Below are 18,839 nucleotides of genomic sequence, written 5' to 3'. Positions count from 1 at the left end.
TCCTCGCAGACGCTCAAGCAGGAATACCTCGATACATACGAGGGAGGCGAATGACATGAAACTATTTGAACAGCTGAAGTCCAATGCGTCGCGCATGGCTGTCTACGCCATCCTCGTGGCAACGGCTTTATGCGGAATCGCGGCACCCGTCTATGCGCTCAACGGGGAGAAAGGCGATGTCGAACCCGCGTACATGGCTTCGACGGTTAAAGACCGGTACAAAGCCTTCTCTGGAGACACGTTTTACGTAGCAGAGTACGACACGACCTACCGTCAGCTTCACTACAACAAGGGCTACGACTATCTAGGCGCAGAGGCAATCAGCTATACGTCGGGTTGGTACCGCTCCAACTATGGACACATAACCCAGTTCAAGTGTAACTACCGTGTGTACAACTAAAGCAACCGGCCGGGACGAGGGGTGACGCAAAAGCGTCGCCCCTCGTTTTTAACCATGTCAACTGAACCTAGTTCAGTTTGGTTGATTTCCGATCTCAGCCGAACACATTGAGCGGAAAGGCCGTTCCCGCAGTCAGTCGAACGTCCCCGGGGCCCTTCTCAGGCCCCGGGGACGGCATTTTCCCAGTTGAAGGAACGGTGGAGATGTGTTTCGATGGGTCAGATTCGTGTCGTTCCGAAAAGACCGTGAACCTTTTGTGGGACGCGCGGCGCCGTGGTACCATAGCCGAGTTTGTTGTCTTGGTCGGAAACCAAGACGCCTTATGCGCTGATCGGTAACCAGCGCCTGACCAATAAGGAGTCCTACCATGAAGCAGGGTATCCATCCCCAGTATGTCGAGTGCACGGTGACGTGCTCCTGCGGCAACACCTTCAAGACGCACGCTACCGTGTCCGAGATGAAGGTCGAGCTTTGCAACGAGTGCCACCCGTTCTACACCGGCCAGCAGAAGTTCGTCGACACCGGTGGACGCGTCCAGCGCTTCGCCGACAAGTTCGGTGGCGCCGCTGCCGCCCAGCTCAAGAAGGCTGAGGAGGCCAAGGCTGCCAAGGCCGCCAAGGCTGCTGAGGCCGAGGCTGCTCGCAAGGCCGCCGCTGAGGCTAAGGCTGCCGAGAAGGCTAAGCGTGCCGCAAAGTTTGCCGAGGAGGCTGCCAAGCAGGCCGCCGAGGCTCCTGCAGAGGCTCCCGTCGAGGAGGCCGCTGCAGAGGCCGAGACCACCGAGGCTGCTGAGTAAATAGCTCGCCGAGAGAATCGCTCGCATTCATGGCATGAGGGCCGTGCATCCATTTGGGTGCGCGGCCCTTTTCTTTTTATTGGTGCAAGCTGACCTGTCCCCGTGGCACCAAATGGCAGAGAGACGGCGTTTGCTCAGATAAAACTTGCCAAAATAAACCTGTCCCATTGTGGCAGGTTGGTCATAGTTATTACGTGGCGGTCGAGGTCGACCGTATAGGCCGCGCCTTGTTTGGCTAAAGTACAATCATCTGTGTTTAACTCGCCCGCAGCTGCACGGCGTGGGCGATGGCCAAAAAGGAAAACCACATGGGATTCATGTCAAAGCTGCTGTCCTTTGGATCCGATAAGGACCTTAAGCGCTACTACAAGATCGTCGACCAGATCAACGGTCTTGAGCCCCAGTTTGAGAAGATGACCGAGGAGGAGCTCCGCGCCCAGACCGATAAGTTCCGTGAGCGCTACGCCAACGGCGAGTCGCTCGACGATATGCTCCCCGAGGCCTTTGCCACCGTGCGTGAGGCTTCCAAGCGCACCATGGGTATGCGCCACTTTGACGTGCAGCTCATTGGCGCCATGGCACTGCACGAGGGCCACATCGCCGAGATGAAGACCGGCGAAGGTAAGACCCTCGTCTCCACGTTGGCTGGCTATCTCAACGCTATTGCCGGCAAGGGCGTGCATGTCGTTACCGTCAACGATTACCTGGCAAAGCGCGACTCCGAGTGGATGGGCCGCATCTATAAGTACCTGGGGATGACCGTCGGTCTGCTCCAGAACAATATGCCGCTCGAGCTCAAGCGTCCGGCCTACCAGGCCGACGTCACCTACGGCACCAACTCCGAGTTCGGTTTCGATTACCTGCGCGACAACATGGTCACTCGCCCCGAGCAGCGCGTGCAGCGCGGCCACCATTACGCCATCGTCGACGAGGTCGACTCCATCCTGATCGACGAGGCACGTACCCCGCTCATCATCTCGGGTGCCGGCACCAAGTCCGCCAGCACCTACAAGGACTTCGCGCGTGCCGTGCGCGGCCTTGAGCGCGGCGAGGACGTCTCGCACGACATGCTCACCGCCACCGAGGACGTAGAGCCCACGGGCGACTACGTCATGGACGAGGCCAAGCACACCATTGCCGCCACCGAGCGCGGCCTTAAGAAGATCGAGCGCCGCCTGGGTATCGAGGACATCTATGCCGACCTTTCGGGCCAGCTGGTCAACCACCTGCAGCAGGCGCTGAAGGCCCAGTACATGTTCCATCGCGACAAGCAGTACGTGGTCACTAACGGCGAGGTCAAGATCGTCGACGAGTTCACTGGCCGCATCATGGAAGGCCGCCGCTATTCCGAGGGCCTGCACCAGGCCATCGAGGCCAAAGAGGGCGTGCTCGTGCGCGAGGAGAACCAGACGCTGGCCACCATCACCTTGCAGAACTACTTCCGTCTGTATGACAAGCTCTCCGGCATGACCGGTACGGCACTCACCGAGGATGCCGAGTTCCGCGAGATCTACAAGCTACCCGTTGAGGTCATCCCCTCCAACAAGCCCGTTCAGCGTGTTGACCATGAGGACCTGGTGTACCGCACCATCCAGGCCAAGTACAACGCCGTTGCCGATGACGTCGAGCGACGTCACGCCAAGGGCCAGCCGGTCCTGGTGGGCACCGTCTCCATCGAAAGCTCCGAGAAGCTGTCGGCCGCCCTTACCAAGCGCGGCATCGCGCACGAGGTCCTCAACGCTAAGCATCACGAGCGCGAGGCTCATATCGTTGCCCAGGCCGGACGCTACGGCGCCGTGACCATCGCTACTAACATGGCCGGTCGTGGTACCGACATCCTGCTGGGCGGCAACCCCGACGAGCTGGTGCGCGAGCGCCTTGAGTACGAGGGCCTGACCATGGAGGACGTGACGCCCGAGCAGCTCGAGCAGTTTAACGCCGAGGCCAAGGAGACCTGCAAGGCCGAGCGCGAGCGCGTGCTTGCCGCCGGCGGCCTGACCGTCATCGGCACCGAGCGCCATGAGTCCCGTCGTATCGACAATCAGCTGCGCGGCCGCTCCGGCCGTCAGGGCGATCCGGGCGAGACCCAGTTCTACCTGTCGCTCGAGGACGATCTGATGCGCCTGTTTGGCGGCGACAAGATGGACCGCGTCTCCAAGATGATGGTCACGGCCGATATGGGCGACGACATGCCCATCCAGCACAAGATCATTTCCAAGGCCGTCGAGAGCGCCCAGCACAAGGTCGAGAGCATCAACTTCTCCATGCGTAAGAGCGTCCTTGAGTACGACGACGTCATGAACAAGCAGCGCCAGGTCATCTACGCCGAGCGCAACAAGATTCTGGACGGCAAGGACCTGACCGATCACATCACCGAGGTCATGCACGATACCGTGTACCGCTGTGTTCAGGAGTTCTGCACCAAGGACAGCCACGAGGGCGAGCGCGATCTTGAGGGTCTGCGTAAGTGGGTCGTCGAGCTGACCGGGCATATCGATACCCCTCAGTTCCCCGACGAGGACTTTGAGGCCCTGGCCGCCGATGTCCTGGCCTATGTTGAGAAGTGCTACAACATGAAGGCCGAGCGACTGGGCGAGAACCTGATGCGCGAGCTCAATACCCAGGTCATGCTGCGCGTCATCGATACGCGTTGGATGAACTACCTGCAGGAAATGGACTACCTCAAGACCGGTATCGGCCTGCGCGGCTTTGGCCAGCGCGACCCGCTGGTTGAGTATAAGACCGAGGCCTACGGCGCGTTCCAGATGCTCGTCGATACCATGTACGAGGATTACCTGCGCACGGTTCTGCGCATCGAGATCAAGGCTGCCCCGCGTGCCGTGGAGCACAAGGAGGAGCCCGCGCTCGAGGGTGCGCACTTCTCCGGTCCTGCCGAGGTCGATGGTGACAACGGTGACTCGGTGCTGCGCAAACAGGCGCAGGTGCAGGCCCGCACGGCTGTCCAGGGTGGTCCGGCTGCCGTCAACAACGGTGGCAAGGTGACCACCTATCGCAAGTCCGAGAGCGACGATCCGTACGTCAACGTGGGCCGCAACGACCCGTGCCCCTGCGGTAGCGGCAAGAAGTTTAAGTACTGCCACGGCAGGAATCGTTAATGGCTGAGGCTTTAGAGGTAACGCCCGCCGAGCTGGACGCGTTTGCGGACCGGCTCGGCGAGGTCGAGTCGTATCTCCACTTGGACGAAAAGCGCACGCGCGTGACCGAGCTCGAGGCCAAAAGCGTGGCCCCCGGCTTTTGGGATGACGCCGACGCCGCCCGTGCCACCATGGAGGAAATCGCGCGCACCAAGGAAGATATTGCTGCCGTGGACAACGCGCGCGGCGAGCTTTCCGATGCCCGCGCCGCGCTGGAGCTTGCCGAGGAGATGGGGGATGACCCCGATGCCGCCGCCCTTCGCGAGGAGGCTACAGCCACGGCTGAGCGCCTGGCCCGTGCCATCGATGAGCTTGAGCTTTCGAGCTGGTTTACCGGTGAGTTCGATCACGGCGATGCCATTGTGACCATCAAGCCCGGACAGGGTGGTCTGGAGGCCCAGGACTGGACCTTCATGCTCTTTAAGATGTACATGAAGTACTGCCAGCGTCGCGGCTGGAAGGTCACGATTAACGACTGCCCCGCTGCTGAGGTCATCGGCATCGACCGCGCGACCTTTACCGTCGAGGGCAAGGACGCATTTGGCATGCTGCGCGCCGAGGCCGGCGTCCACCGCTTGGTTCGCATTAGCCCCACCGACGACAAGAAGCGCCGCCAGACCACGTTTGCCGGCGTCGAGGTCATCCCCGTGCTACCCGATGATATCGACATCGAAATCAGTCCCGATGACATCCGCGTGGACGTGTACCACGCGAGCGGCCCGGGCGGCCAGGGCGTTAACACCACCGACTCCGCCGTGCGCGTGACGCATTTTCCCAGCGGCATTGTGGTCACCTGCCAAAACGAGCGCAGCCAGATCCAGAACAAGGCCGCGTGCATGCAGATCCTCAAGGCTCGCCTGTACGAGATTGAGCTCGAGAAGCGTGCTGAGGCGCTCGATGAGATCCGCGGACCCAAGACCACGATTGGTTTTGGCAACCAGATTCGCAGCTACGTACTCTACCCGTATCAGATGGTCAAGGACCTACGCACGGGCGTGGAGACCAGCAATGTCGAGGCCGTTCTTGACGATGGTGACCTGGACCCATTTGTTATTGGCTACCATCGCTGGGCCACCGGCAACGCTGACGCAGAAGGCTCGGAGATCTAAAACATCGGGCGGCTTCAAGCCGATGCTAAGCCCAACGGTTGGACGGGTTTGTATCCGGAATAAACCCTGCGCAGGGGTGGTTTTTGTCCGGCGAATCGGTAGAATCGAATACAGCAAGAAGTTCGAAGCGCATCCGTTTGGGTGCGCTTTTTTGAGGGAGGCAGCATGGCATATCGTCTGGACATTAAGCGCATTCTTTCGATGAACTTCTTTCACGACCTGCCCCAGATTATGTTGGGGTGCGCTCTGGCCGCTATTGCGACCGACCTGTTTTTGATTCCCAACGGCCTTGCTGCCGGTGGCGTTACGGGCCTTGCCACCATTATCCAGGCGGTCGGCGCATCGCGCGGTCTATCGCTTCCCGTTGGTATTCAGACGATCGTGATGAACGCCTTGCTGCTGCTGGTCGTTATGCGCGAGGGCGGCATGTTCTACGTGGTGCAGACGGCGACGGGCTTTGTGCTGCTGGGCTTTTTCACCGACCTGTTCGCTCCGTTTGTGGCGCCGCTGGCACATGCCGATCTGATGCTGCCCGCTATGTGGGGCGGCATCATCACGGGCATCGGTTATGGCATGGTGCTGCGCGCCGGCGCCAACACCGGCGGCTCGGACACGATTGGCCAAATCATCTCGCGTAATACCTCGCTGCCCGTGGGCTCGACCGTCATGGCGATCGATGTTGCCGTATGTGCGCTGTCGGCTCCGGTCTTTTCAATCGAAAATGCACTATATGCAGGCCTTTCGATGGTCATTAGCGGCTACGTGATCGATGCCGTGGTCGATGGTGGCAACAAACGCCGTATGGTACTCATCATCTCGGACAAGTTCCCTGATATCGCTGCCGATATCATGTATGGCCTGGGTCGTGGTTGTACCAAGTTTAAGGCGACTGGCATGTATTCGGGTGCCGAGAAGCCGGTGATCATGGTCATCGTGAGCCGTCGAGAGCTCAATACCCTCAAGACGATCGTGCGCGAGCGCGATCCTCACGCCATTGTGACGGTCGCCGACGTTACGGAAGCTTTCGGCGAGGGATTCAAGGACATTAGCGCGTAGGGCCGACTGCGTCCCATCCAAAAGACGTTCACATTGATAAACCGTTTCATCAGCGGTTCTGCCTGCTAAATTGTTCAAATAATGATAAAAACTCTGGTAAAGCCATCAGTTTCCAGCATAATGAATGACGTACGTGCATTGCGGCTGTGTTGGGATTACCTTCGGTGCCGTGCGCATTTTGTCTAATGAGGATGAAAGGAAGGCACAATGAGCGACGAAGAGCTCAAAAAGGTTGCCAACGAGGTAAGGAAGGGCATCGTCACCGGCGTGCACGCTGCCAAGTCCGGCCATCCGGGCGGTTCGCTCGGCGCTGCCGACATCATGACCTATCTGTACTTTGAGGAAATGAACGTCGACCCGGCCCATCCCCGCAAGGCCGACCGCGATCGCTTTGTGCTTTCCAAGGGCCACTGTGCACCTGGTCTGTACGCTGTGCTCGCCGAGCGTGGGTTCTTCCCCAAGGAGGATCTTGAGACGCTGCGCCACATCGGCAGCCACCTGCAGGGTCATCCCAACATGAACGACACTCCGGGCGTTGACATGTCCACCGGTTCGCTCGGCCAGGGCATCTCCGCCGCCGTGGGCATGGCCGTTGCCGCCAAGCACTGGGGCGATACTTATCGCACGTACGCCCTGCTGGGCGATGGCGAGAGCGAGGAGGGCCAGGTCTGGGAGGCCGCCATGTTTGCCGGCAACCAGCAGCTCGACAACCTCTGTGTGATCGTCGACCACAACGGCCTGCAGATCGACGGCCCCGTCGAAGAGGTCAACGACCCCATGCCGCTCGCCGACAAGTTCCGCGCGTTCAAGTTCCACGTGGTTGAGCTCGCCGACGGCAACGACTTCGACCAGATCCGCGCCGCCTTTGCCGAGGCTCGCGCCACCAAGGGGCAGCCGACCGCCATTATCGCCGAGACCACAAAGGGCAAGGGCGTGTCCTTTATGGAGAACCAGGTTGGCTGGCACGGCAAGGCCCCCAACGATGAACAGTTTGAGCAGGCCATGGCAGAGCTCACGGCCGCCGGAGAGGAGCTCTAGGATGGCAGACGTCAAGAAAATCGCCACGCGTGTAAGCTACGGCGAGGCCCTCGTCGAGCTCGCCAACGAGCACGATGACTTTGTGGTCCTCGACGCCGACCTGGCCGCCGCCACGCAGACCGGTAAGTTTAAGGCCGCTTGCCCCGACCGCTTCTTCGATGTGGGCATTGCCGAGAGCAACCTGATGGGCGTCGCCGCCGGTATCGCGACCACTGGTCGCGTTGCCTTCGCGAGCACCTTTGCCATGTTCGCCGCCGGCCGCGCCTTTGAGCAGGTCCGTAACTCCATCGGCTACCCGCACCTCAACGTTAAGATCGGTGCCACGCACGCTGGTATCTCGGTGGGCGAGGACGGTGCCACACACCAGTGCTGCGAGGATATCGCCCTCATGCGCGTCATCCCCGGCATGACCGTTATCGTTCCTGCCGACGACGTCGAGGCCCGCGCCGTGACGCGCGCCGCCTACGAGTGCGACGGTCCGGTGTACATGCGCTTCGCCCGTCTGGCCTCGTCGGTTATTAACGACCCCGAGACCTACAAGTTCGAGTTGGGTAAGGGCATTGTCATGCGCGAGGGCGCCGACGTCACCATCATCGCCTGCGGCCTGATGGTCGGCGAGGCTCTCGAGGCCGCCGAGCAGCTTGCTGCCGAGGGCATCGATGCCGAGGTCATCAACATGCACACCATCAAGCCCATCGATGCCGACCTGATCGTCAAGAGCGCCACCAAGACCGGCCACGTCGTGACCGTCGAGGAGCACTCTGTGATCGGTGGCCTGGGCAGCGCCGTTGCCGACGTCCTGTGCGAGCAGTGCCCGACGCCGCTCAAGAAGATCGGCGTCAACGACGCCTTCGGTGAGTCTGGCCCGGGTGCCGAGCTCTTGCACAAGTATGGCCTGGACGCCGCCAACATCGTGGCGACCACCAAGGAGTTCTTGGCATAAGGCAAGACGAGGCAAAGTATCGCGTCGACAACCGCAAACAAGCCAGAACAGGGGCGTCCTCAAAGAGGGCGCCCCTGTTTATGCTGAATTTAAATTAGAGTCCTGCCAAGCAAAGTTCCCATGGGGAAACGGGCCCATCCCAACAAAGTGCAATTCAGACCCTTCCAACTTTGTATGCGCAGCATCTCAAGTTGGTGCGTCGGCCCCATAGTAGCCGCAGGCCGGGCGCAGGGTTACCTCCCAAATCTTTCCGCAGCGCAGGCCGGCGTTTGTCCGCAGCTCCGCAGGAGCAGGACAAATGCCGGCCATGCGCGAGGACGATTTGGGAGGTAACCCTGCGCCCGGCCGGTGAGACCCAAACCCCGCCATGCTTCTTATGTGCAGCAAAGCTAATGCTGCTAAAATACAAAGCGCTCATGTAGTTTAAACGCACGACGATAAGGAGCACCAGTGGGTAACCACTTCCGTACCTCCGGTGCGGGCGATGATGCCCCCAAGACGCAGACGGGCGTCCAGGGCAGTCGTTTCGCCACTCCGGATTCAGAGGGCCAGCCTGTTGCTCAGGCCCCCGCTCAGCCGGCAGATCAGGCACAGCCGGCATCCGATCCCTTTGCCTACAATCCCACCAGCGATGTCGCGCTTTCCGGCACGGCGGGTTTTGAGCCCGTTCAGGCCGTGACCGCTCGCGTGGAGCAGCCTCAGGCTGGCGCCGCCACGCCGCAGCCTACCATGGCCGGCATTCCCGACCCCATGGCCCCCGCGACGCCGGTTCCTCAGCCTGCGCAGTCCGGTCTCTTTGCCGCTATTCCCGATCCCACGCAGCCTGCTGCCCCGGTGGTCGAGAGCGATCAGGCCGCCGAGGTCGCAAGCCTCGATAACGCGCTCAACAACCCCGATTTTACGTCGGTGTTTGCGCCCATCGATCCGCAAGCCAGCCGCAAGAAGATGGCCAAGCAGGCCGGTGTCGAGCCCGTCATCCTTATGGAGCATGTCACCAAGATCTATCCGGCACAGCCCAACAAGCCTGCACTCGACGACATCAACATCGAGATCTATCCGGGCGAGTTCGTCTTCCTGGTCGGTCATTCCGGCTCGGGTAAGACCACGCTGCTGTCGACGCTCAACCGCGACGTCAAGCCGACGAGCGGCCGCATCTTGGTTGCCGGTCAGGACCTCATGAAGATCAAGAACCGCAAGGTTCCGTTCCTGCGCCGCCAGATTGGCGCCGTGTTCCAGGACTTTAAGCTTCTGCCGCAAAAGACCGCCTACGAAAACGTGGCGTTTGCCCTGCAGTGCATCGGCAAGCCCAAGGGCGTCATTCGCAGCCAGGTGCCGGAGGTGCTGCGTCTGGTCGGTCTGGCCGATCAGATGGACTCGCTGCCCGACCAGCTTTCCGGTGGCGAGCAGCAGCGCGTCGCCGTCGCCCGCGCTATGGTCAACCGTCCGCCGCTGCTGATCTGCGACGAGCCCACGGGTAACCTCGACCCGGCGATCTCGCTGGGCATCATGAAGCTGCTCGAGCGTATTAACCGCACCGGCACCACCGTGATCGTCGCCACGCACGACCGCGAGATGGTCGATAGCATGCACCGTCGCGTGATCGCCCTCGAGGGCGGCCACGTTATCCGCGACCAGGAGAGGGGAGGTTACGGCAACTATGGCACCAACTAACGTGGGCTACTCCTTCAAAGAGGCAATCAGTCACTTCTTCCGTAACTGGACTACCTCGCTCGGCGCCGTCATCACGATCTTCCTTTCGCTGTTTATCATCGGCCTGTTCATCATGGGCTCCGCGATGCTGAACTCCGTGATCGGCACCGTCGAGGATCAGGTTGTCATCAACGCGTTCATTAGCGATGACGCCGATCAGGCCGATGTTCAGGCTTTTGAGGCCGAGCTTAAGACGTGGAATAACGTCAAGTCCGTGACCTATAAGGACAAGGACGACGCGCTGGCCGAGTATACGAGCAAGATGTCGGGCAACGCCGACGCCACCATGAGCGCGCTCGATGGCCAGAACCCGCTGCCGGCTTCGTTTGCAATTGAGATGGACGATCCGTCCAAGGTCGAGAGCACGGCCCAGAAGCTCAAGAAGAACGCCGACTTCCAGAAGATCGCGGATGACGGCGACGTCAACGCGAGCGTGCTGTACGGCCAGGAGGAAGTGAGCCGCCTGTTCCAGGTGACCAACTACATCCGCATCGCCGCCGTGGTGCTCGTTGGCCTTTTGACCTTTATCGCATTCATCTTCATCAACAACACGATTCGCCTGTCCATCACGGCGCGTCGTCGTGAGATTGCGATTATGCGTCTGGTCGGCGCCAGCAACGGCTTCATTCGCGGCCCGTTTATCACCGAGGGCGTACTGCAGGCCATTTTGGGCTCGCTGCTTTCCATCGGCGTTCTGGAGCTGCTGCGCAATCTGATGATTCCGCGTTTGCAGGAGAGCATCGGCTGGATGTCGTTTGCCCTGCCGATGCAGTACTACCTGGTGACCTATGCTGCGCTGATTCTGGTCGGCGTGATTATCGGTCTCTTTGGTTCTGCCATCGCCATGCGCCGCTACCTGCGCGTGTAGGCATGCCTGGAATTCATCCCTTCCAACGGGTCGTCTCTTGCGGGGCGGCCCGTTTTTTGATCCCTAGGGGACGGCAGGAAAACGGATCATTTGGGTAGACTCTTTGGAGTTCGCAATCGATAGTTAGGAGGCGCCATGGGGCGCAATAACAAGCATAAGCGTGGAGCTCGCAATAAGCGCGGGCCGGTGCGCAGCGAACGCCGTCCGAGCCTGACCGGGCGCGTGCAGCTCCATGAGCATAGCGCCTACGTTGTAACCGAAAACGGCGACTACAAGGTCATGGGCCGCGGTAAGCGCGAGATCATGGATGGCGATACCGTAGCCGTGAGCATTAAGAACAGCCCGCACGGTGAGCGGCGCGCCGTGATCGAAGGCGTGGTTGAGCGCGCAGCCATAAGCGTGGTGGGTACGTACCAGACCGCTGGTCCGCTCGGTGTGATCGAGCCGCTCGATTCGCGCCTGAAGGCCGACTTCTTCATTCTGCCCGAGGATACCTCGGCGGATCGTCTGGGCGTTCACCCGGGTGATGCCGTTGTCGCGCGCATTTTGACCTACCCGACGCGCCTGGAATCGGGCACCGTGACGATCGAACGCCGCATTGGCGGAGATGACGCGCCCGATTTGGGCGTTCAATACGTGATGGCGCGTTACGGCTATACCGATAGCTATCCCGAGGCCGCGCTGGACGAGGCCGAGGGGCTTTCGCTCGATGTGTCCGCGGCGCTTAAGGACCCGCTCCGCCGCGATCTGCGCGACCGCTTTGTTATCACGATCGACCCGGTCGACGCGCGCGACTTTGACGATGCCATTTCGCTTGAGCGCACGCCCGAGGGTGGCTACAAGCTGGGTGTGCATATCGCTGACGTTTCTCACTATGTGGCTTGGGACGGGCATATCGATCTTGAGGCTCGCCATCGTACGACATCGGTGTATCTGGCCGATCGCGTGCTTCCCATGCTGCCCGAACGCCTGTCCTGTGACCTGTGTTCGCTTCGCCCTGACGAGGACCGTCTTGCGTTTACCGTTGACATTGAACTCGATGCGCAGGGTCGCGTGCGGCATTACGATCCGTACCCCAGCGTGATTCGCTCGCGTGTGCGTATGGACTATGACGGCGCCGAGGCGCTGCTGGTGCGTGCCGGCGCGGTGGAGTATGGGGTGCTGGAGGGTGCGGCCGAGGATGTTGCGGCTGCTGAGGCCTCGCGCGAGGAGGCGCTTGAGCGCGGTCTTGCGTGCGAGGAAACTGCTCGCGGCTATAACGTCGACCTCGGCGATTTTCTTGTCGCCGCCAACGAACTCGCCGAACTTCGCCGTCGTATTCGTCGTGCCCGCGGCTCAGTCGATTTTGACACGGCCGAGATTCGCGCTCTATTGGATGAGGACGGAGTACCCGTGCAGATTGTGGCGCGCGAGCGTTCGTGTGCCACGTCGCTTATCGAGGAAGCCATGCTGCTCGCCAACGAGTGCGTTGCAGAGTGGCTGGCAGACCGTGATATCGAGGCCTGCTATCGCGTGCATGAGGATCCGAGCCCCGATAGCCTGCACGGTGCCGCCGTTGCGCTGGCGCAGCTGGGCATCATCGACGATCGCCGTGCTGCCGGTATCGCCCTGGGGAGTCCCGATGAGCTACAGGCTGCAGTTGATGCTGCCGCCGGTACGGCCAACGCACCGCTCGTCAACACGCTGCTTCTGCGCAGCATGCAGCGCGCACTGTACAAGCCGCGCAACGAGGGCCACTTTGCGCTCGCCGCGCCGTGCTACTGTCACTTTACGAGTCCCATCCGTCGCTACCCCGATCTGGTGGTGCACCGCGTGCTCAAACTGCAGTTGGCCTATGAGCAGCTCGGCGGCAAGGACGCCCTGGTCCGTACACCGCGGCTGATCGGCAAGGGGCGCGAGTCGCTGCCGCGCATTCTGCCGCAGATCTGCCGCGCATGCAGCGATGCCGAGCGCGCGGCAGATGCCGCTAGCCATGCGACGCAAAAGATCAAGATTGCCCAGTACTATGAGGATCGCCTGGGCGAGCGCTATGCCGGAACGGTCTCATGGGTCAGCAGCATGGGCCTCTTTGTGCGCTTGGACCTGACGCAGGTCGAAGGCTTGGTTTCGATCAAGAGCCTGGGCAACGAGTGGTTCGAGTTCGACGAGGATGCGCTCACGCTCACAGGTGCCGACACGGGGACTCGCTATGAACTGGGTCAGCGCGTGATTATCGAGGTCTCGCGCGTCAATACCACGCGTGGGCACTTGGACTTTAAGCTTATCCATTAGCCAAATCTCGACTCATGGCGGGAGAGCGGAGGGCGGTCTTTCGGGGCCGCCCTCCGCATTTGGATCATGGCTACCTTGCCGTCTGCTCGGCCGCCCGCTTACCTGCTATTCGAGAGGTAAAACCTACCAAAATAAACCTGTCCCTTTTTGGCAGGTTTACAAGAAAGCGGGGATGAGATGGCGACGGTGTATGGTTATGCGCGGGTGAGTTCGCGCGATCAGAATCTTAATCGGCAGCTGGATGCGCTGGGCGCCTATGGCGTGGGCTCGGCGAATATTTATGCCGACCATGCGAGCGGCAAGGACTTCGATCGACCGCGCTATCGCGAGCTGCTGCACGTCCTGGGAGACGGGGACGTGCTGGTGGTGCTTTCTATCGACCGACTTGGTCGTAATTACTCCGAGATTCTTGAGGAATGGCGTCGCATTACCAAGGAGCTCGGGGTTGCCATTGTGGTGTTGGACATGCCATTGCTTGACACGCGCGCCAGGGCAAGCGGCACGCCGGATGTGACTAATACCCTGATTGCCGATATTGTGCTGCAACTGCTGAGCTACGTGGCGCAGGTGGAGCGCGAGAATATCCATCGGCGCCAAGCGGAGGGAATTGCAGCGGCGCGGGCGCGAGGGGTCCGTTTCGGTCGACCTCGCAAGCCGTGCCCTCCTCAGTTTGATCTGGTACGCGATAGCTATGAGGCGGGCAATATTACCCGCAGCCAGGCAGCAAAGTGCCTGGGCGTGTGCGTGGGGACGTTCGATCGCTGGATGCGCGAGGCGGGGTAGGGGTTTGCGGCACGTCCGATTGGCGCCCACGCGAGGCGGTATCGGTAACAGCCCTGTTACCGATAATGCGACCTTGTTGAATTATTTTGTGTCGCGCGTATTTCCGAGCGGTCGGATTTGAGGGGCGAGCGGTAGAACGCTCGCCCTTTGTGCGCCACGATGCGGCACAATGTACCGTAAAAGCTGTTTGTATCCGGTACGAATCGTTCGTTGGTCTTTAATTCTTCTCAACGGAGGTGTTTGAGATGGCAAACGGATTGCTTTTGCGGCTTCGCGAGCGTGAGCTCAGCGCGAGCCCGGCGGAACGCAATGTCATCGCATATGTAAGCGCTCATCCGCACGAGGTGGTCGGGCTGTCCGTTCGCGGTCTTGCCGATGCCACGTTCTCCTCGCCCTCGAGCATTTTGCGCTTTTGCAAGCGCTTGGGTTTTGCGGGCTACAAGGAGTTCCAGCGCGAACTGATTGCCGAGCTGGCGCTCTTGGGTGACAAGAAAGACGTTGCCCTCGAGGACATCTCCATGGATGACAGCGTCGAACGTATCGTGGGGAAGGTGATGAAAAGCAACGTGCGCACGATCGAAGCGACGGCGCGAACGCTCGATTACACCGTCTTGGAGCGATGTGCGGCCTATCTTAAGCGGGCACGCGCGGTCAATCTGTTCGGTATCGGTGCCTCTCGTTTGGTCGCGCACGATCTGGCGCAAAAGCTCATGCGTGTCGACAAAGAGTGCCATCTGTACGACGACTGGCATGATCAGCTCTTGTGTGCCAAGAACATGCATGAGGGCGATATGGCGATCGCCTTTAGCTACTCGGGCTTGACGCAAGAGGTGCTGGACTGCACCGCCGAGGCTCAACGTCACAACTGTCCCGTTGTGGCCGTTACCAAAGTAGATGGATCATCCAAGCTTGCCACCATGGCCGATGCCGTGCTCGGCGTCGCTGCGAGTGAGCCCTTGGTCCGCAGCGGTGCCATGGCTTCGCGTATGGCCCAGCTTATGGTTGTCGATGCCCTGTACGCTGCTTACGTTGCCAGCGACTACGAACGGGCGACGCATGTCATTAAGCAAAACTACATCGAGAAACAGGAAAGATGAGGTGAATGAAATGCTCGATTTAACAAAATTCACGACCGAACAGCGTAATCAAAGGTCTATGGACCTCGATACGATGACATCGCTGCAAATCGTCACGACGATGAATGATGAGGATCTTCGTGCCGTCCAGTCGGTCACGAAGGTGTTGCCCCAGGTTGCCACAGCAATCGACTGGGCTGCTGAGGCACTCGAGCGCGGCGGGCGCGTCTTTTACATGGGCGCAGGCACCAGCGGTCGTCTGGGTGTACTCGACGCTTCGGAGTGTCCGCCCACGTTTGGCGTGTCACCCGATCTGATTGTCGGGCTCATTGCCGGAGGCGAGACGGCGTTTATCAAGGCTGTCGAAGGTGCCGAAGACAGCGAGGAGCTTGGCGCGAGCGACCTGCGGGAGCGTGGACTCTCGGACAAGGATCTTGTCGTTGGCCTGGCGGCAAGCGGTCGTACTCCCTATGTGGTGGGCGGCCTTGTGTACGCCAAGGCAACTGGGTGCAAGACGATCGCAATTGCCTGCAACCAAGGGTCGAAGATCGGGGAGAGCGCAGATCTTGCCATTGAACCCGTGCCCGGTCCCGAGGTACTGACCGGCTCAACGAGGCTCAAGGCGGGAACGGTTCAAAAGCTCATTCTCAACATGATTTCGACCGGTGCCATGGTCAAGATCGGCAAGGTATACCAAAACCTGATGGTCGATGTGCAGCAGACGAACGAGAAGTTGGTGGTGCGCGGCCAGAACATCGTGATGGAGGCGACCGGCTGCACGCGCGAGTGCGCTATTCAGGCGCTTGCAGATGCCGGCGGCCACGTAAAAACCGCTATTGTCTCGGTACTGCTGGACTGCGATGCCGAGCAGGCTGCGGTAGCTCTTGAGCGAGCGAGAGGCCATGTCCGTGCTGCGGTGAGTGGCCATGAGAAGAGCAATGCCGACGCCCAATAGGTGCGCGGCGTGAGCTGATATGACATCCAGACGAGATACCCAATACAAGGAGGAGTTATGACGAACAAAGAGCTGGCTCAAAAGCTGCTGGACCTTTTGGGCGGTAAAGACAACGTGCTCGCAAACGCGGCGTGCATGACGCGCCTGCGCGTGACCGTCAAAGACGCGGGCAACGTCGACACGGAGGGCATTAAGGCACTCGACGGCGTGATGGGCCTGGTCGAGGACGACACGATGCAGATCGTGCTGGGTCCGGGCAAGGTGAATAAGGTGCTCGAGGAGTTCTCCAAGCTCACCGGCCTTGCGAAAGGCGTTGCTGACGAGAGCGTGGTTGACGCTGCGGCCACAAACAAGGCCGCGCAGAAGGCCAAGTACGAGTCCAAGCCGGTTCAGGCCTTCCTCAAGAAGATTTCCAATGTCTTCGTCGCCCTGCTTCCCGGCATCATTGCGGCTGGCCTCATCAACGGTATCTGCAACGTCATTAACGTCTCGACGGCAGGCGCGCTTGCAGGCGAGTGGTGGTACCAGGGCATTCGCTCCATGGGCTGGGCCCTGTTTGCCTATCTGCCCATCTTGGTGGGCTATAACGCGGCACGTGAGTTTGGCGGCTCCGCTGCGCTGGGCGGCATCGCCGGCATGATGTGTATTGCCAACAGTGCCATGCCCCTGCTTGCGCCTGGCGCGGCCGATCCTGCCACTGCCATCTTGCTGCCGCTCACCAATGCGCAGTACAACCCCGCAGCGGGCGGCATGATCGCGGCTCTTATCGCTGGCGCATTTTTTGCCTGGATGGAGCGTCAGATTCGCAAGGTTATGCCCAACGCGCTCGACACGTTCTTGTCCCCGCTGCTGGTGCTCATCATCGGCGCCTTTGCTCTGATGCTCGTCATCCAGCCGGTTGGCGCATGGCTGACGACTGCCATCTTTAGCGTTTTGACCTTTATCTTCGAGAAGCTGGGCGTCCTGGGTGGCTATATCCTGTCGGCAGGCTTCTTGCCGCTGGTTTCCGTCGGCCTGCATCAGGCGCTCACGCCGATCCACGCTATGCTCAACGATCCCGACGGCGCTACCAAGGGTATCAATTACCTGCTTCCCATCCTTATGATGGCTGGCGGCGGCCAGGTCGGTGCCGGTTTGGCGCTGTACTTTAAGACCAAGAACGCCAAGCTCAAGAAGTACGTTGCAGAGTCCATTCCCGTTGGAATCCTGGGTGTGGGCGAGCCTCTGATGTATGCCGTTACGCTGCCGCTCGTTCGTCCGTTTGTGACGGCCTGCCTGGGTGCCGGATTTGGCGGCGCGCTCGCGGCGCTGCTTCACATCGGCACGGTTTCTCAGGGCGTTTCCGGTCTGTTTGGCCTGCTGATCGTCGTTCCTGGTCAGCAGCTCGGCTACGTTGCCGCTATGCTGCTTGCCTATGCCGCTGGCTTTGTCCTGACGTGGTTCTTTGGCGTCGACGAGCAGAAGATCAACGAGTTCTTTGGCGAGTAGTTTGATATCGCGAGCCGTGTTGCTCAGGGCTCGCGGCGCGCGGCAGATTTCTTGATGCTATGGTTGTGCCGGCGGGGCTAACTGCTCCGCCGGCCTTTTTTAAAGGAGTGTTGAAGCGTGAAAACGGGTATTTCGATTTATCTTTCCAGCCCTTTGCAGGATATTGAGCGGACGATTGAGCGTGGTGCCGCGGCGGGGGCGCGCTACGCGTTCACCTCACTGCATATTCCCGAGGATGGGGGAGCGGCGTATGCCGATAAGGTCCGTCATGTGCTGTCGCTGCTTTCCGCCCGCGGCATTGCGCTCATCGCCGATGTGGGGCCGCGCACGTGCGATTTGCTCGGGCTTGAGCGCATCGAGGACCTGCGCGATCTGGGGTTGGAATACCTTCGTTTGGACTATGGCTTTAGCGCCCAGCGGGTCGCGGAGCTGTCCGGTGTATTTCGCATTGTGGTCAATGCATCGACGGTGAGTTCTGATGAAATCGCATCGTGGTGTGAGGCCGGTGCCGATGTGACTCGTTTTGCCGCCTGTCACAATTTTTACCCCAAGCCTTATACCGGTTTAGCTCTGGAGGACATTGCTCGGGTGAATCTTCGTCTTGCGGCGCTTGGATTCGAAATCATGGCTTTTGTGCCGGGTGATGCCAACGTTCGCGGGCCGGTATTCGAGGGACTGCCGACGGTCGAGGCACAGCGCGGTCGCGCGTCAAAGGTTGCTCTCAATATGCTTGAGCTTGCACATGGCGCCGATTGCGACATTGTGTTGGCCGGCGACCCCGATCTTTCCGATGCGGGCTGGACGCAGTTTGCTCATGTTTCCGCCGGATACGTGGACCTGCAATGCGAGCTTGAGCCCGGTTATGCCTATGTACGTGGGCAGATTCATCACGACCGACCCGATTCGAGCACCCTCATCTTTAGGTCTCAGGAGTCGCGTACGACGCTTAAGCCGGATTCCGTGCCGATGGATGCCGGTGCCGGCCTGTCACGAAAGACGGGGTCGATCGCTGTGAGCAATAGCGGCTATGGGCGCTACGAAGGCGAGCTTGAGATTGCGCGGGTCGATCTTCCCAGTGACGAGCGCATGAACGTTGCGGGCCATATCACGCCCGAGGCAATGGAGCTGCTGCCGTTCATCAAACGCGGATTCGGGGTACGGTTCGTTTAGCGTGTGACCCGTGGGCTACAATTG

Annotated in this window: 15 protein-coding genes; all 15 read left to right on the top strand. The window is 60.3% G+C overall.

The window, feature by feature from the left end; translation table 11 throughout:
* The first annotated feature begins 55 nt into the window (after nucleotides 1-55).
* Entirely contained in the window at nucleotides 56-400 is a 345-nt protein-coding gene (locus tag DW024_RS05525) for a hypothetical protein (protein WP_118377162.1), read from the top strand.
* Between the two features lie 367 nt (nucleotides 401-767).
* Nucleotides 768-1,193, top strand: coding sequence for a 50S ribosomal protein L31 (rpmE, locus tag DW024_RS05520; RefSeq protein ID WP_006235303.1), 426 nt, complete (start codon nucleotides 768-770; stop codon nucleotides 1,191-1,193).
* Between the two features lie 308 nt (nucleotides 1,194-1,501).
* Nucleotides 1,502-4,309, top strand: coding sequence for a preprotein translocase subunit SecA (secA, locus tag DW024_RS05515; RefSeq protein ID WP_118377161.1), 2,808 nt, complete (start codon nucleotides 1,502-1,504; stop codon nucleotides 4,307-4,309).
* On the top strand, nucleotides 4,309-5,457 hold the full coding sequence (prfB, locus tag DW024_RS05510; protein WP_118377160.1) for a peptide chain release factor 2: 1,149 nt from the start codon (nucleotides 4,309-4,311) through the stop codon (nucleotides 5,455-5,457). Before secA ends, prfB begins: the two co-directional genes overlap by 1 nt.
* Nucleotides 5,458-5,622: 165 nt before the next feature.
* A complete protein-coding gene (locus DW024_RS05505; protein ID WP_117564199.1) occupies nucleotides 5,623-6,513 on the top strand; it encodes a YitT family protein in 891 nt (296 codons plus the stop codon).
* A gap of 207 nt (nucleotides 6,514-6,720) precedes the next feature.
* Nucleotides 6,721-7,551 (top strand): transketolase, encoded by an 831-nt coding sequence (locus DW024_RS05500; protein WP_117746563.1) that lies wholly within the window; start codon nucleotides 6,721-6,723, stop codon nucleotides 7,549-7,551.
* Between the two features lies 1 nt (nucleotide 7,552).
* Nucleotides 7,553-8,494, top strand: coding sequence for a transketolase family protein (locus DW024_RS05495; protein WP_118377159.1), 942 nt, complete (start codon nucleotides 7,553-7,555; stop codon nucleotides 8,492-8,494).
* A 450-nt stretch (nucleotides 8,495-8,944) separates the two neighbouring features.
* Nucleotides 8,945-10,165 (top strand): cell division ATP-binding protein FtsE, encoded by a 1,221-nt coding sequence (gene ftsE, locus DW024_RS05490; protein ID WP_117583023.1) that lies wholly within the window; start codon nucleotides 8,945-8,947, stop codon nucleotides 10,163-10,165.
* Entirely contained in the window at nucleotides 10,152-11,072 is a 921-nt protein-coding gene (gene ftsX, locus DW024_RS05485; protein WP_089572231.1) for a permease-like cell division protein FtsX, read from the top strand. Before ftsE ends, ftsX begins: the two co-directional genes overlap by 14 nt.
* Before the next feature lie 135 nt (nucleotides 11,073-11,207).
* Nucleotides 11,208-13,343, top strand: a complete 2,136-nt coding sequence (locus tag DW024_RS05480; protein WP_117757886.1) for a ribonuclease R family protein — start codon at nucleotides 11,208-11,210, stop codon at nucleotides 13,341-13,343.
* Nucleotides 13,344-13,520: 177 nt separating this feature from the next.
* On the top strand, nucleotides 13,521-14,126 hold the full coding sequence (locus DW024_RS05475) for a recombinase family protein (protein WP_118377158.1): 606 nt from the start codon (nucleotides 13,521-13,523) through the stop codon (nucleotides 14,124-14,126).
* A gap of 245 nt (nucleotides 14,127-14,371) precedes the next feature.
* Nucleotides 14,372-15,223 carry a MurR/RpiR family transcriptional regulator gene (locus DW024_RS05470; protein WP_099432014.1) on the top strand — a complete coding sequence of 284 codons (852 nt, stop codon included), beginning with the start codon at nucleotides 14,372-14,374 and terminating at the stop codon, nucleotides 15,221-15,223.
* Between the two features lie 10 nt (nucleotides 15,224-15,233).
* Complete coding sequence (gene murQ, locus DW024_RS05465; RefSeq protein ID WP_118377157.1) at nucleotides 15,234-16,157, top strand: N-acetylmuramic acid 6-phosphate etherase; 924 nt, start codon at nucleotides 15,234-15,236, stop codon at nucleotides 16,155-16,157.
* Nucleotides 16,158-16,214: 57 nt separating this feature from the next.
* Nucleotides 16,215-17,645 carry a PTS transporter subunit EIIC gene (locus DW024_RS05460; RefSeq protein ID WP_055310344.1) on the top strand — a complete coding sequence of 477 codons (1,431 nt, stop codon included), beginning with the start codon at nucleotides 16,215-16,217 and terminating at the stop codon, nucleotides 17,643-17,645.
* Nucleotides 17,646-17,762: 117 nt separating this feature from the next.
* A complete protein-coding gene (locus DW024_RS05455) occupies nucleotides 17,763-18,815 on the top strand; it encodes a MupG family TIM beta-alpha barrel fold protein (RefSeq protein ID WP_118377156.1) in 1,053 nt (350 codons plus the stop codon).
* Nucleotides 18,816-18,839 lie beyond the last annotated feature (24 nt).

This window comes from Collinsella sp. AF37-9, assembly GCF_003475115.1.
GTDB lineage: Bacteria > Actinomycetota > Coriobacteriia > Coriobacteriales > Coriobacteriaceae > Collinsella.
The sequence above is the reverse complement of the archived record's forward strand: the minus strand, read 5'-3'. Positions and strand labels throughout refer to the sequence as shown.

Bases quoted from the DNA above. Each gene is read 5' to 3' on its own strand.
- DW024_RS05525 (WP_118377162.1), top strand. From the start codon at position 56: ATGAAACTATTTGAACAGCTGAAGTCCAATGCGTCGCGCATGGCTGTC.
- rpmE (WP_006235303.1), top strand. From the start codon at position 768: ATGAAGCAGGGTATCCATCCCCAGTATGTCGAGTGCACGGTGACGTGC.
- secA (WP_118377161.1), top strand. From the start codon at position 1,502: ATGGGATTCATGTCAAAGCTGCTGTCCTTTGGATCCGATAAGGACCTT.
- prfB (WP_118377160.1), top strand. From the start codon at position 4,309: ATGGCTGAGGCTTTAGAGGTAACGCCCGCCGAGCTGGACGCGTTTGCG.
- DW024_RS05505 (WP_117564199.1), top strand. From the start codon at position 5,623: ATGGCATATCGTCTGGACATTAAGCGCATTCTTTCGATGAACTTCTTT.
- DW024_RS05500 (WP_117746563.1), top strand. From the start codon at position 6,721: ATGAGCGACGAAGAGCTCAAAAAGGTTGCCAACGAGGTAAGGAAGGGC.
- DW024_RS05495 (WP_118377159.1), top strand. From the start codon at position 7,553: ATGGCAGACGTCAAGAAAATCGCCACGCGTGTAAGCTACGGCGAGGCC.
- ftsX (WP_089572231.1), top strand. From the start codon at position 10,152: ATGGCACCAACTAACGTGGGCTACTCCTTCAAAGAGGCAATCAGTCAC.
- DW024_RS05480 (WP_117757886.1), top strand. From the start codon at position 11,208: ATGGGGCGCAATAACAAGCATAAGCGTGGAGCTCGCAATAAGCGCGGG.
- DW024_RS05475 (WP_118377158.1), top strand. From the start codon at position 13,521: ATGGCGACGGTGTATGGTTATGCGCGGGTGAGTTCGCGCGATCAGAAT.
- DW024_RS05470 (WP_099432014.1), top strand. From the start codon at position 14,372: ATGGCAAACGGATTGCTTTTGCGGCTTCGCGAGCGTGAGCTCAGCGCG.
- murQ (WP_118377157.1), top strand. From the start codon at position 15,234: ATGCTCGATTTAACAAAATTCACGACCGAACAGCGTAATCAAAGGTCT.
- DW024_RS05460 (WP_055310344.1), top strand. From the start codon at position 16,215: ATGACGAACAAAGAGCTGGCTCAAAAGCTGCTGGACCTTTTGGGCGGT.